Genomic DNA, 13552 nt, shown 5'->3' on the forward strand with positions numbered 1-13552 from the left:
TGGTCTTTAATTCAGCGCAACGCGCTGTATCTGTGGGGTATGATGACAGATGTCTCAAAATATTCCTCTGTTTAATCTAGCTTGAAGTAAAGCTACAAAAGCGATACAAAAGCTATACCAAAAAGCTATACAAAAATATGGGTAAACAAAGCCGCCTGCTTGCCTTCGTATTGGCAATCTTATTAGGGGCTGTGTATCTAATCGTCATTCATCCACCTAAATTAGGTTTGGATCTACGAGGTGGCGCACAGCTTACACTCCAAGCAAAAACTAATCCTGAACAAGGTATTAATGAAATTACGCCGCGCATTATGGAAACCGCCAAGTTTGTGGTGGAGCAGCGTATTAACGGTTTAGGAGTTTCCGAGGCCACAATTTTGCTATCGGGTAATAATCAACTGATCGTGCAGTTACCGGGGGTCAATGATCCTGCTCAAGCTGAGCGTGTACTTGGCACAACTGCTCAACTTGATTTTCGCAAGCAAAAGAAAGGTACGGAAAGTGAGCTAAGAGCAAGATTGCAAATTCTACAGGCAGCAACGGTTCAGCGTGAACTCCTGAAAAACTCTGGCGATCAAAAGGCGATCGCGGAAAATGAAGCCACATATAAAAAGAGCATTGAAGATCTCAAGAGTATTTTTGAGCGCACAGGCTTAACAGGCAATATGCTCAAAGATGCCGTTGCCTCACCCAGTGGCAATGGTCCCGACTCTTGGCAAGTTGCTCTGACCTTTGACGATAAAGGCGGCGATCTGTTTGCTAAAACTACTGGCGAAATCGGAGGTACTGGTCGTGCTTTAGGTATTTTCTTAGATGACAAACTAATTAGCTCTCCATCGGTTGGTCCCGAATTTCAAGGTAAAGGCATTACAGGTGGACGAGCAGTCATTACAGGCAACTTTACCCTAGATTCTGCGACTGAATTAGCTTTGCAATTACGCGCAGGGGCTTTACCTGTACCCGTCGAAATTGTCGAAAATCGCACCGTTGGTGCAACCCTTGGTGCAGATAGCATTCTCAGCAGTATCTATGCTGGTGTGTCAGGCTTAGCACTAGTCCTGATTTTTATGGTGCTTTACTACCGTATTTTGGGCGGGGTTGCCGATATTGCGCTAATTACCTATGCAGTGATTACCTATGCCTTGTTTAGCTTGCTTGGAGTAGTCCTGACCTTACCGGGTATTGCAGGCTTTATCCTCAGCATTGGTATGGCGGTGGATGCCAACGTCTTAATTTTTGAACGTACTAAAGAAGAATTAAAAGCAGGCCGCACACTTTATAAATCCGTTGAGGCAGGTTTCTATCGGGCATGGTCAAGTATCCTCGATAGTAACGTGACCACATTAATTGCTTGTGTGACTTTATTCTGGCTAGGTTCAGGATTTGTCAAAGGTTTTGCCGTCACCCTTGGTGTCGGGGTAATCGTCAGTATGTTTACGGCAATTACCTTGAGCCGATCGCTAATGTTGGCGATGATTAGCAACCCTAGTTTCCGTAAGCCTGAATACTACGGCATGAAAGCTTTCGGCAAAATCTCAACATCAACGATTGATGTTGCAACTGAGGTTGAAGAAATAACAGAAGAGCAAAACGACAAGACAGACAATACAAAAGACAATACAAGCGGTGCGGTTCTATGAGATTAGATGTAATTAAAAATGCGCGTCTTTACCTCACGATTTCCACAGCAGTGATTGTGGCAGGAATCGTGGCGATGGTGTTGTCATTCCAACAATTAGGTTCTCCATTACGTTTAGGACTTGATTTTACGGGCGGCTCTAGTGTGACACTGGGATTAGCTTGTAATGGAGATACTTGTGGCAAACCCATTGATATTGCGATCGTCCGTCAGGCTGTTGAAAGTAAAGGCTTTACCAATAGTGTTATTCAATTAGTCGAAGGCAAAGACCTAAAAGGCGTATCAGTGCGTACAGCGCATCTCTCGACGGAAGAGCGCGAAAAGCTGAAGTCAACGCTTACGGAGTCTTTGAAACAATATGGCGAAGTCGATCCGAAAAAGTCACAGCTTGATGAAGTTGGTGCAGCGATCGGGCAACAAGCGCTTCGCAATGGTTTACTAGCGATTATTTTGTCATTCGCGGGCATTGGCATTTATTTATCATTTCGTTTTCAGTTGGATTATGCTGCTTTTGCCGTGTTGGCGCTATTTCATGATATTTTCGTGACGGTTGGAACTTTCTCGATCTTGGGTTTAACCTTAGGCGTGGAAATCGATAGTTTATTTATTGTGGCGATGTTGACGATCTGTGGCTTTTCCGTCAATGACACCGTGGTAATTTACGATCGCATTCGTGAAAATGTAAAACTTGATGCGGGTAACACGAGTTTTAACGATCTAGTTAATGCTTCGGTCAATCAAACTCTAGGGCGATCGATTAATACGTCCCTGACTGCGACCTTGCCGCTAGTGGCGATTTTCTTATTCGGTGGTGCAACCTTGAGGTTTTTCTCACTGGCTTTGATTATCGGTTTCTTGTCTGGTGCTTACTCCAGTATTTTCAATGCCAGTATTTTGCTGGCATGGTGGCGCAGTCGTCAAACTTCTAAACTCAAGCAATCAACTGTAGAAGTAAACTAAATTTTTAGAAAAGCTCCCATCAGGGAGCTTTTCTGTTATTAAAGAATTTGTGTATATCTCTGTATATCTTAAAGATGGAACTACTTAGTAATGGATAGTGAAGATCTCGATACGGTTTCTAATCCATCGGATGAGTCCTACGTTGATCAGATGTTAGATCGCCAAGTCCAAAGACTAATCGAAGTACAGACCTATTTGCGATGGATGTTGGATGTATTTCTATGGCTGACGGTGGGCACGGCGAGTATCTGGGCTTTGCGCTCGGAAATTGAGCTATGGATTGCGTCATTTACATGGGCAGCAGTACGCATCAGTTTGGCTTATAACCGTTTGCCAATGTTAGGTTTGGGACTATGTATTGCCATGACTTTATCAACTCTGATCTGGCAGAGTGCAATTATCCTGTGGGGAGTGAGTCCTAGAGAAAGGCGATCGCTAATTAATCAAGTAAAAAGTATCAAGGCAAAAGGTAAGAGTCATTTCTTATGGCGCTGGGTTTGTGAAGAGAAAATCACGAAATGATATGAATAAAATTACTATAGATCTGGTTGAGATATAGGGATAAATCGCGATGCTGTATCAGCATTACAGAGCTCCTAATTCAAAAACTTCTCCACACAACGAACAAAAATTTCCACCCCAGTCGCTAGCGCAGTCTCATCAAAATTGAAGCGGGGGTGATGATGGGGATAGGCTAAGCCCTTGTCAGGATTAGCGGAACCAAGGAAGAAATAGCATCCGGGTACAGCTTCCAAAAAGAAGGACATATCTTCACCGCCCATAGTCTGGCATTCAGGCACGATACCTTCGGGAGTTTCGATTACATTTTCAGCAACAGAGCGGACTAATTCCGCGATCGCATAGTCATTAATCACCGCAGGATAGAGCTTATGATATTGCAGATCATAGGTCGCTCCATGGGAAGCACAGACACCCGCAACCACCTCTTCCAAACGTGAAGCCACTTTCAAGCCCACTTCAGGATTAAAATAGCGCACAGTTCCACTTAGTTTTGCAGAATCCGCAATCACATTTACTGCTGAACCTGCGTGAAATTCGCCAATACTGATCACTGCTGATTCAAGGGGACTCACATTGCGAGCCACGATTGTGTGAATTGCATTTACCACTTGAGCAGCAACTAGAATGGAATCAATGGTTTGTTGAGGGAGTGCGCCATGTCCACCCCGTCCAATAATTTTACAATGGAAGTACTCTGTGGCTGCCATCAATGCACCACTACGAACGCCGACCGTACCAAGAGGAAGGTTATTCCAGAGGTGTAAGCCAATAATTGCATCAACGGTGGGATTTGTGAGCACGCCTGCCTCAATCATTGGTTTTGCGCCCCCTGGTCCCTCCTCGGCTGGCTGAAAAATTATCTTCACCGTACCGCTAAAGTCGTCGCGATGTTCCCATAAATATTTTGCCGTACCCAAAGCGATCGCTGTATGTCCGTCATGACCGCAGGCGTGCATCATATTATCGATTTGAGAGCGATAATTCACAATGTTTTCTTCTTGAATCGGTAGTGCGTCCATATCCGCACGGATTGCTAATACTTTGTGATGCCCCTTTTTCTTGCCCGTAATCGTTGCAACAATACCAGTCTGAGCGATGCCTGTTTGATGAGGGATGCCCCATGCCGTTAATTTTTCAGCGATCGCTGTCGATGTGCGCCTTTCTTTAAACCCAAGTTCAGGAAATCGATGAAAGTCTCGCCGCCACTGGACAATGCTAGGTTGTAACTCAAGGATATCGGCACGAATCTTGAAATTAGTATGGATGGGCGAGGTAGTAGTAGCAAAGGACATGGGTTTGTGTGGTGTGGCAATAGAGGATTGACTATAACCAATATAACAATCTCAGCTTTAATTCCATGTTCTCGCCATGACTAAATACAGTGCGTTAATTAATTTTGAAAGCTTGGCTTAGCCAAGCTTTCAAAATTTTGTCTGTAATGCTTCAAGCTTCAACAGGCTTACAAATACTCTCACATCACGTTAAAAATATTTCTATCTGCACTCATCCAAAACTTTCGCCGTAACTTCGCAATGAGACTATGGCTATAGATTAAGTCTTGGGTGAATTGATCGGCTTTCTGAGCACGAACCATCATGATGGGATGTTGCAACGGAAATTCCATTGGCTGCACAGGAATCTCCGCAAAAAGATTCTTGCGATATGTGTGGGTTGCCTCTTTGCTAAAGCCAATATTAGATACTAGATTCACATTTGGTAAAATGCTTACCCCACGCTGTAACCAACAGGCGAAAGTCCATTGATAGTCCCAAGAATCTGTGATGCGATCGCTAATTTTTTGAAAGTTTCGCTTCCATTCCTTAACTGCATCGCGATCTTGAAGGATACCTTCTAGCCAGTCTCCATCACGCACAAGACTCCATAACTTCATATCTACATCGTAATGCTGCCAAGCGCGTCGCCAACTTGCCCATCCCCAGCAATGGTTATAGCGCGAAAAATAGTAACTATCCTGTATGCGATGTTTGAGAGGTTGGAAGTTATTGCCGCCAATATGCATGACGCGCAGATCATCTCGATATTTCTCTAGTAGCTCTTCACAAAAGCGAAAAAAGCTAGGATGAGCTAAACAATCATCTTCTAAGATAATTGCTTCAGGAACCTGCTCAAACACCCAATTTAACCCCGATGAAACGCGCTGACGACAGCCTAAGTTGCGATCGCTAAAATTGGTCATCACCTCACAGTCCCAATCTACCTGCTCAATGATTGCTCTAGTCTCTGCACAATTTTGGCGATCGGTGGGATGATTTTCCCTCGCACCATCAGCGACAACTAATAATTTAGGAGGTTTCGCCTGCCGAATTACTTCCAAAACGCGCCTTGTGGTATCAGGGCGATTAAAAATAATTAGAGCTACAGGAGTCGTCAATTGCCAATGATTCATAGGGATTTTTGAGCAAATAAATTAATTAAGCCTCTGAGCCAGACACGTCCGAGATTGGCTAGCAAACTGCGTTTAGGACTAGTGAGTAACACAAACATCGTCCAATCAATTTTATTCGCAGAAGATCGGCGTGAGAAATATCTTTTCCAGATTGTGGCGATCGGGAAATCGCCCTTTTTAGGATGAAATCCAGTGGTTTTCTCATTCAACCAAAGCTTGAGATCGGGATGGGTTTTGAGAGATAAGCCTTTTCGGTAAGCTCGGATCGTGAATTCATAATCCGATAGATAATGGGGCAATATCTGTGGATAGAAATCCCCTACCCTCTGCAAATCTTGCCAGCGCATGAATAACCCCCTAGTGCATAAACAATTGATCTCTGCGGCTGAACTAGCTTGATCAAAGGTCAAAGTATTTAGATCGATGTTCAGTCCGCAGTCAAGACAAACATCAATCTCATCGCTACTATAGGCTTGTGCCTGTAATAATGTATTCGGCATCGCCTGTAAGAGCTTAATTCCTATTTCTAGAAAGTCTGGCTTGATAGTTACGTCATTGTTGATCATCAATACTGCGTCTTCATCATTGGGAGAATTTGCCTTGAGCCAGTTTATCCCCTGTTGCAATCCCCCTGCCCACCACCAATTTCCCGTTCCCGTGATTATGGTCAAATCTTCTATTTGACTTTGTGCCATTTGAGCAGTCCCATCGGTTGATCCATCATCAATTAAGATTAAGCGGTAGTTAGAATATGTTTGTAAATTTAGACATTTGATAAAGTTATGAGTGATTTCTCTGCGATTATGAACGGGTAAGAGAATGTAGCAACAGGTCATATAAATTTTTTGCTTTTAAAGCTAAACCTCTAGATTGAAACCTCAGAAGGTTTGATGGCTTCCATAAATAAAGAGTCAGGTTTTCGCACTTTTTCATCCATTATATCGAGATTGTAACTATTAAAATCGGGAATACCACTTGCATCTGCTAGATAAACTTGAATATCACTAAATCCAGCTTTATGGAGTAATCTTTGCAAAGAAAAGCGATCGTACATCCAGCGATGAATTTCACCAGAGTTCCGAAACCAACCTTCATTAAAGGAATTACTAGCTTTCTTCCCTGCAATTAGAAGTAGGTATCTGATAATTATTGGTTTGATTTTTGAAAGAATTTTCGATAACTTTGGGGAAGTTAATTTCTCCCAAAAGGTCTGAGGCTTTTTCCAGTACTGTTCTGCTTCAGCACCAATACGAGATCGAATATAGTTCTTATTGGTCAGATTTGGCTGTTGTAAGAACTGCACCATTTCCCCTCCACTGAAGTTGCGAACTGTCTGATCATATAGCTCTAGCATGATCCAGTCATAGTCATCCTGTATTTCCTGCGAGGGCAGATTAGGATTCAGGCTAATTTGTTCTAAAATTCGTAAATACTCTCTCACCATCGCTTCTAAATTAGGAACTACTATGCGAATGATTCCGTGAGGTTTGAGGATGCGTCGGCACTCTGCCAGAAGTTTGTGGGCATCCTCTTTAGTAAGATGCTCTAACACATGGGAACTATAGCAAGCGTCAAAATAATTATCTGGATAGGGTAATTTTTTGGTTATGTCACAATATTGAACTTCTGGGGCGGATGGGACAACATCGATATTGATCCACGCGGGATGAAATGTTAATCCACAACCAATGTTGAGGAGTTTCATAGATGAATACTGGTTTGCCTTGATATTTAACCGTACAACAAAAGACGCATGTCGTCGAGGTTTTGTTGAGTAAAGATGCATCGTGCAAAGCGCGGTGTATCTTTACTCAACAAATAGCAATAACTGTAGTACATTTGGGCAATTAAGATATTCTCTAAGTCAAATATGGATCATAACGAACTTGCCAGACTAATCGCGATCGCTAAAAAATTCTCACCGCAGCAAGAAATTGATGATTTACAACCCTTTGGCAGTGGCAATATTAATGATACTTTCTTAGTCTCTCGGCAAGGGATAGACCAGCCATTTGTCCTACAACGCTTAAATACCAATGTATTCCGTGAACCAGAACTGGTGATGCAGAATATGCGGATTTATGGAGAGCATGTGCGCGATCGCCTCAAAAATACGCCACTAGATCGCCAATGGACAGTACCGCAGGTATTATCTACACAACAAGGACAAGACTATTACCAAACCGAGAATGGTGAATTTTGGCGATCGCTCAGTTTCATCGCTGATTCACAATCCTTTGACGCGATGGAAAATTCTGAGCAAGCACAGGAAGTTGGCTATGCGTTGGGGACTTTCCATCATTTGACTAGTGATTTAGAGGTAGAGAAGTTAGCAGATACCCTAGAGGGGTTTCATATTACGCCGCGATACCTTGGACAATATGAGGAAGTGCTTGCTCAAAGCAATATAACGCGATCTGCGGAAGTTGATTATTGTTTGCAAATTGTGAGCGATCACCAAGGCTTAGCCCATATTTTAGAAGATGCAAAAGCTTCAGGGAAATTACCATTGCGAACGATGCATGGCGATCCTAAGGTAAATAATATTCTCTTTGATAAGCAGACGAACTTAGCGGTGAGTGTAATTGATTTAGATACGGTGAAATCTGGTTTAATCCATTACGATATTGGTGATTGTTTGCGATCGGGATGCAATCCTGCGGGGGAGGAGATAGAGGATTGGGAAAGTGTCGAGTTTGATGTGGAACTTTGCGAAGCGATTTTGCAGGGATATCTCTCAACGGCGCAATCATTCCTGACGGAATATGATTATGACTATATTTACGATGCAGTTCGTGTAATAACCTTTGAGTTAGGCTTGCGATTCTTTACCGACTATTTAGCAGGAAATGTCTACTTTCATGTCAAATATCCTGAGCATAATTTATTGCGATCACTAGTGCAGTTCCGTTTACTAGAAAGCATTGAAGCTCAAAAATCTGTAATCAATCAAATTGTGATATCTAATAAATTTTAGCTATTAATTATCTTTGATTTTATAGAGTAAATCCTAAAATATGCTAGAATTTGGTTTGGATACTATCAAAATAATTATGGTGGATTCACTTTTAGGTTTAACTGTTTCTCGCTCAATTCCACAACAAGTAATAATAGGTTTACTTACAGGGCAGTATAAGATTTACGGTGGTGTAATTAGATGGGCAACTGGAACAAAAAATGCTGGTCAAATTGTAAGACACTTACTACCTATTACAGGACAATCTGTAGGATTACCGATACTATCACCTGTATCTAATATCTTGGGGGCTGTTAATACTTATCAATTGCATAAACTTTCTGGACAGGTAAATAATCTTAATTCAGGTGTTCAACAATTGTTTCAAATAGCAAATGGAACAATGGCTTTATCAGGTTTAAACTTAGTTGTTTCATCTGTTGGTTTTACAGTTCTTAATGAAAAGCTTAAAGTTCTGGAAGGTCAATTAAATGAGATCCAAAAAGATGTCAAAGCTATTCGCGCACTTTTAGAGCTTGAAGAAAGATCTAGACTCGGCTCTGCATTAAAAGATTTGCTCAGTATTTCTGAGATCAAAAATATAGATCATCGTCATACCATGCTTTTCAATGCCAAAAATATATTTGGGCCAGTTAGTCTTAAGTATAAAGAATTATTAGCCAGTGCTGATACTATCGAGTTAGCGATCGCATTTGAAGAGTATTTCTGTTTAACATCTCTTGCTCATGCTCGGTGCTTTGCTGAACTAGGTATGTTAGATATGGCAATGAAAGATATTGCAGAAACTAATATATTTTGGAAGGAACAATCAAGACGTATTGCTAAAGATTTAATTTTAGGTGAAAATCCAGAACGGCTCTTGTTTAGCGATTTTGCTAGGGAATTACCAATCTCTAACCTAGTTGAATGGTGCGATTTTGTCTATGCAGAAGAAAAGGGCTATGCGTGGATTGATGAACTAAGAAGTAAGACGAGACCTTGGTATGACGAAGATGGAGTTACTGATGTAGGTAAAGGTGCAATGAAAGTGACATCATCTCTTTTCAATTTTGCTCGTCAAAAAGCTGGGGAAACTTTAGAAAAGGAAGTGGACAGACAAAAGCTTAAAGTATTACCGTTCTTGCAAAAACTTGTGGCAAGAAATAACACCATAGAAGGCTATGTAGATCAATATAAGCTATTGGAATCGTCGCACACAACACCAACAGAATTTGAGGGGCAATTAGCGGCAATTGGTAAGACTGAAGCTGTTAATGGCTATCTAATTTTAGAACCTGTTGCTAAATAACAAAAAAGGAGGTGCTTAGCACCTCCTTTTTTGTTAGATTTCAAAGCCCGTAGAAGCTTCTTCGATCGCCATTTTGTGCATTACTTTAGCAAGTTCCGCCGCTACTTCAGGACGAGAGAACTCAGGAGGTGGACATTCCCCACGACGGAGCATCTCGCGGACTTTTGTACCAGAGAGATGGACTCGCTCTTCGGGTAAACTCGCACTAGTTTTAGTAGTTGCCATGCCACCAGTGCGCTTGCAATAGAACGCATGTTCAAACATCAAAGGAATAATGCCTAGCTCGCCAATTTCAAACTCATCGAAAATATATTGCGCGTCATAGGTTCCATAATAATCGCCAACACCCGCATGATCACGGCCGACAATGAAGTGAGTACAGCCGTAGTTCTTACGAATCAAAGCATGGAAAATAGCTTCACGAGGTCCCGCATAACGCATTGCCGCAGGGTTAATTGCTAGGGTCACACGATCTAAGGGGAAATAATGCTCCAGCATAATTTCATAGCAACGCATCCGCACATCAGCAGGTACGTCATCGCTCTTAGTTGCACCGACTAGAGGATGCAAGAACAAACCATCAACGATTTCCAACGCACATTTCTGAATATATTCATGGGCACGGTGGATGGGGTTACGGGTTTGGAAACCAACGATAGTCTTCCAACCTTTTTGAATAAATAGCTCACGGGATTCCGCAGGATCAATTTGATAGGTGGGGAAAAGAGGATGGGGACGACGCTCTAGTAGCCACACATCTCCAGCAAGATACACCTCACCTTGGTTATAAACAACCTTTACCCCCGGATGACGATCTTCATTGGTGCGGTAGACATGCAGTGCTTCCTTGAGCTTGTCGTACTTATATTTTTCGCTTAATTCGAGGACACCGATAAAAATGCCATCGGGATCGTCAAGGCGCACCAAGCTGCCAACGGTCAAGCTTTCAGCAACGGCGGAGGTAACGGGTAAAGTAATGGGAATTGACCAAGGCAAGCCATTGGCAAGACGCATATTCATCACTACAGAGTCATAGTCGGCTTTGCCCAAAAAACCTGTGAGTGGACTAAAACCACCGATCGCAATTAGTTCTAAATCGGAGAGTGCGCGCTCAGTCAGTTGCACACGGGGCAAGTGGTCAGCTTTGCTATAAAAAACTTCTTTTTGGGCTTCTGAGGCAATGCGATTGATTAATTGACCACCATGCGGTGCAATGCTTTTGAGTTGTCGAACCATGACGTTTGAGTGATTTTAAAAGGTTGGAGTTACTAGGGATGAAGGATGGATGAGGTGGCGCAAAGTGCCATCTATGTTTGAATTTGTGGGATTTTTAAGGCTATGGGTTTTGAAGCAGTGAACCGATGCTACTTATAGAAATGTTAATTTTATGTTAACTTTTTTTGACAACAAATTGTAATTTTGATTGCATTTTGCCTCGGCAATCATCAAAGAAATCCAACAATCCTGAATAATTACTAAAAGCTATTCTCGATATCAAGGACTGGTTCTTGATTAAATTGCAGAACCATAAATGAGTATTGTGAAAGTTCTTGAGATACCATGATTCTTTGGAAATCCATTGTCTGCTATGTCTCTAGAACAAATATCTTGCCCGATCGCCTTCCAGCAATATCCACAAATTTTATTGGCGCATGGTGGGGGTGGTAGGTTAACGCATCAACTCATTTCTGAGATGTTTGCCCCCGCTTTTGGGATGGGCGATCGCGCTCAACAGGATGCCGTGACCATTTCATTGACGGGGCAGAAATTAGCTTTTACGACAGATTCCTATGTAGTAAAGCCACTCTTTTTTGCAGGGGGAGACATTGGTACTTTAGCTGTCAATGGAAGCGTCAATGATTTGGCGATGGTGGGAGCGAAACCTCTGTATTTGAGTGCAGGCTTTATTTTGGAAGAGGGCTTGCCAATGGAGACGTTATGGCGCGTGGTGCAATCGATGCGTCAGGCTGCCGAGATAGCAGGAGTGCAGATTGTCACTGGTGACACGAAGGTGGTTGATCGCGGTAAGGGTGATGGCATATTCATTAATACATCGGGGATTGGAGCGATCGCAACGGATTTAGAAATTGCACCACATTCGATTCGTGAAGGAGATGTGATTCTTCTGAATGGCGATATTGGTCGTCATGGTATTGCCATAATGGCGGCAAGAGAAGGTTTGGAATTTGAGACAGAGATTCAGAGTGACTGTATGGCTTTGGCGGATTTAGTGATGGCTTTGTTAGAGGGAGGTGTGGAAATTCATGCGATGCGAGATTTAACCCGTGGCGGTTTGGCAACTTCCCTGAATGAATTAGCGAGTACAGCTAATATTAATATCACCATAGAAGAATCAGCGATCGCTGTGCAAGAGGATGTGCGGGCAGTCTGTGAAATTTTAGGACTTGATCCGCTTTATGTAGCCAATGAGGGGAGATTTGTGGCGTTTGTCCCTGAGTCAGAAGTTGAGAAAGCGATCGCCATTGTTCGGAGTTTCCCTGAGGCAGGGGGACAGATGCGTGTGATTGGCAGAGTTGGCGATCGCGGACAAGCGATCGTATCTATGCGTGGTCAGATCGGAGTGAGTCGAATTTTGAGTATGCTCAGTGGCGAGCAGTTACCCCGCATTTGCTAATTCAGTGAATTCGCTACAGATGATTAAAAGCGTTCCCAATCATTGATAATAGAATAAGAGAAGTAATTCTATCTTTGGAGAAATTGAGAAGACTTAATTTTCTAAGGAGGTAAAAATGATTACCACAGCCGCCAAACAACCAATGCCCTATTCCATTGATGCCATCAAGCATGATGCTTGTAATCTCGTGGAGGAAGGTTGCATCAGTCGTTTACAACCCATTTATAAACTCTGTCAATTTTATGGCGATCGCGATTGGGTATGTATCGAATGTGAGTTAGAGCGCAATGAATTTTTTCTACGCGATCGCATTATTGATTTACTAGATGGTGAAGAAATACGCGAAGATTAGCTGTTAGCCATTTGAAAACAGGCTAAAGCTTCTTCTGTCGTCACTTCGGGAAAATGTTTGTAAAAATAGCTGACGCTTACAAATACTTCAGGACGTTCTAATAAAATGATATTGTCGATCCGTGAGGCGATCGCCTTGGGCATTCGGAGGGGTGCAACAGGAGCTGCTAGCCAAATTTCTCTGTAGGGTAGGGTTTTCATTGCCGCCGCAATCACGGCGATCGTTGCGCCTGTGGCAATACCATCATCAACAAGGATTGCTGTTGTGTCAGCAATTTCTAACTGCGGTCGGCATGGTTGAAATGATTGCAGTAGCCCATCAGCTTTAGTCCTTGCATAGTGAACAGCATGAGCCCATTCGCTAGGAGAGCAATATTGCCTGCCCATATCTAGCATATAGCCGTCAGATGTGATTGCACCTAGGGCGGTTTCAGGATTAATCGGCAGCACTATTTTTTTTGCGATCGCTACATCCAAAGGGCAACCAAGTTGCTGTGCGATCGGAGCAGCGACTAATATACCGCCACGGGGAATCCCATAAACAATTGGATTTGTAGGCTTGGCTCTGACAATTAATTCCGCTAACTGGCAGCCAGCATCATGGCGATCTTCAAACACACCCAGTACTTGCATGGAGAGCAAAACCTCCTCAAGAATAGTCTTGGGTAAACCAAGTGACAAATTCCTAATTATCTATTCACTTTCATTATATAGCGCCCAAACAAAGGTCGGCGGCGGTGCGAAGCGCCGCAGCCCTTTAGAAGGTGAAATGG

Annotated in this window: 13 protein-coding genes; 7 read left to right on the plus strand and 6 right to left on the minus strand. The window is 42.8% G+C overall.

Annotation, left to right across the window (positions count from 1 at the left end; genetic code table 11):
• The first annotated feature begins 137 nt into the window (after window positions 1-137).
• From secD to HC246_RS11420, 3 genes are all read left to right on the plus strand, one after another.
• Window positions 138-1640: a protein translocase subunit SecD gene (secD, locus tag HC246_RS11410; protein ID WP_169363492.1), complete on the plus strand. Its 1503-nt coding sequence runs from the start codon at window positions 138-140 to the stop codon at window positions 1638-1640.
• Window positions 1637-2599, plus strand: a complete 963-nt coding sequence (gene secF, locus HC246_RS11415; protein WP_169363493.1) for a protein translocase subunit SecF — start codon at window positions 1637-1639, stop codon at window positions 2597-2599. Before secD ends, secF begins: the two co-directional genes overlap by 4 nt.
• A gap of 90 nt (window positions 2600-2689) precedes the next feature.
• Window positions 2690-3121 (plus strand): hypothetical protein, encoded by a 432-nt coding sequence (locus tag HC246_RS11420; protein WP_211167688.1) that lies wholly within the window; start codon window positions 2690-2692, stop codon window positions 3119-3121.
• Window positions 3122-3195: 74 nt separating this feature from the next.
• On the opposite strand, the gene HC246_RS11425 is transcribed toward HC246_RS11420, so the two are convergent.
• From HC246_RS11425 to HC246_RS11440, 4 genes are all read right to left on the minus strand, one after another.
• Window positions 3196-4413, minus strand: coding sequence for a M20 metallopeptidase family protein (locus HC246_RS11425; RefSeq protein WP_169363494.1), 1218 nt, complete (start codon window positions 4411-4413; stop codon window positions 3196-3198).
• A gap of 179 nt (window positions 4414-4592) precedes the next feature.
• Window positions 4593-5528 carry a glycosyltransferase family 2 protein gene (locus HC246_RS11430; RefSeq protein WP_169363495.1) on the minus strand — a complete coding sequence of 312 codons (936 nt, stop codon included), beginning with the start codon at window positions 5526-5528 and terminating at the stop codon, window positions 4593-4595.
• Entirely contained in the window at window positions 5525-6364 is an 840-nt protein-coding gene (locus HC246_RS11435; RefSeq protein WP_169363496.1) for a glycosyltransferase family 2 protein, read from the minus strand. The genes HC246_RS11430 and HC246_RS11435 overlap by 4 nt, the downstream gene beginning before the upstream one ends.
• Window positions 6365-6393: 29 nt before the next feature.
• Entirely contained in the window at window positions 6394-7233 is an 840-nt protein-coding gene (locus HC246_RS11440; protein WP_169363497.1) for a class I SAM-dependent methyltransferase, read from the minus strand.
• Between the two features lie 165 nt (window positions 7234-7398).
• Between HC246_RS11440 and HC246_RS11445 the strand changes: the two genes are divergently transcribed.
• Both HC246_RS11445 and HC246_RS11450 read left to right on the plus strand, forming a co-directional pair.
• A complete protein-coding gene (locus HC246_RS11445) occupies window positions 7399-8505 on the plus strand; it encodes a phosphotransferase enzyme family protein (RefSeq protein ID WP_169363498.1) in 1107 nt (368 codons plus the stop codon).
• Window positions 8506-8545: 40 nt separating this feature from the next.
• Window positions 8546-9793, plus strand: a complete 1248-nt coding sequence (locus HC246_RS11450) for a hypothetical protein (protein ID WP_169363499.1) — start codon at window positions 8546-8548, stop codon at window positions 9791-9793.
• Window positions 9794-9826: 33 nt separating this feature from the next.
• On the opposite strand, the gene sat is transcribed toward HC246_RS11450, so the two are convergent.
• On the minus strand, window positions 9827-11029 hold the full coding sequence (gene sat / locus HC246_RS11455; RefSeq protein WP_169363500.1) for a sulfate adenylyltransferase: 1203 nt from the start codon (window positions 11027-11029) through the stop codon (window positions 9827-9829).
• Window positions 11030-11381: 352 nt separating this feature from the next.
• Between sat and hypE the strand changes: the two genes are divergently transcribed.
• The gene (gene hypE / locus HC246_RS11460; protein ID WP_169363501.1) at window positions 11382-12428 is read left to right on the plus strand and encodes a hydrogenase expression/formation protein HypE; all 1047 of its coding nucleotides are present in this window, start codon (window positions 11382-11384) and stop codon (window positions 12426-12428) included.
• Between the two features lie 115 nt (window positions 12429-12543).
• The gene (locus tag HC246_RS11465) at window positions 12544-12780 is read left to right on the plus strand and encodes a DUF4327 family protein (RefSeq protein ID WP_169363502.1); all 237 of its coding nucleotides are present in this window, start codon (window positions 12544-12546) and stop codon (window positions 12778-12780) included.
• Here the strand turns inward: HC246_RS11465 and HC246_RS11470 are convergent.
• Window positions 12777-13460, minus strand: a complete 684-nt coding sequence (locus HC246_RS11470) for a phosphoribosyltransferase (protein WP_169363503.1) — start codon at window positions 13458-13460, stop codon at window positions 12777-12779. The two genes, HC246_RS11465 and HC246_RS11470, sit on opposite strands and share 4 nt — an antisense overlap.
• Window positions 13461-13552 lie beyond the last annotated feature (92 nt).

This window comes from Pseudanabaena yagii GIHE-NHR1, assembly GCF_012863495.1.
GTDB classification, from domain to species: domain Bacteria; phylum Cyanobacteriota; class Cyanobacteriia; order Pseudanabaenales; family Pseudanabaenaceae; genus Pseudanabaena; species Pseudanabaena yagii.

Excerpts from the sequence above, each read along its gene's own strand:
- secD (WP_169363492.1), top strand. The coding sequence starts at position 138 with ATGGGTAAACAAAGCCGCCTGCTTGCCTTCGTATTGGCAATCTTATTA.
- secF (WP_169363493.1), top strand. The coding sequence starts at position 1,637 with ATGAGATTAGATGTAATTAAAAATGCGCGTCTTTACCTCACGATTTCC.
- HC246_RS11420 (WP_211167688.1), top strand. The coding sequence starts at position 2,690 with ATGGATAGTGAAGATCTCGATACGGTTTCTAATCCATCGGATGAGTCC.
- HC246_RS11425 (WP_169363494.1), bottom strand. The coding sequence starts at position 4,413 with ATGTCCTTTGCTACTACTACCTCGCCCATCCATACTAATTTCAAGATT.
- HC246_RS11430 (WP_169363495.1), bottom strand. The coding sequence starts at position 5,528 with ATGAATCATTGGCAATTGACGACTCCTGTAGCTCTAATTATTTTTAAT.
- HC246_RS11435 (WP_169363496.1), bottom strand. The coding sequence starts at position 6,364 with ATGACCTGTTGCTACATTCTCTTACCCGTTCATAATCGCAGAGAAATC.
- HC246_RS11440 (WP_169363497.1), bottom strand. The coding sequence starts at position 7,233 with ATGAAACTCCTCAACATTGGTTGTGGATTAACATTTCATCCCGCGTGG.
- HC246_RS11445 (WP_169363498.1), top strand. The coding sequence starts at position 7,399 with ATGGATCATAACGAACTTGCCAGACTAATCGCGATCGCTAAAAAATTC.
- HC246_RS11450 (WP_169363499.1), top strand. The coding sequence starts at position 8,546 with ATGCTAGAATTTGGTTTGGATACTATCAAAATAATTATGGTGGATTCA.
- sat (WP_169363500.1), bottom strand. The coding sequence starts at position 11,029 with ATGGTTCGACAACTCAAAAGCATTGCACCGCATGGTGGTCAATTAATC.
- hypE (WP_169363501.1), top strand. The coding sequence starts at position 11,382 with ATGTCTCTAGAACAAATATCTTGCCCGATCGCCTTCCAGCAATATCCA.
- HC246_RS11465 (WP_169363502.1), top strand. The coding sequence starts at position 12,544 with ATGATTACCACAGCCGCCAAACAACCAATGCCCTATTCCATTGATGCC.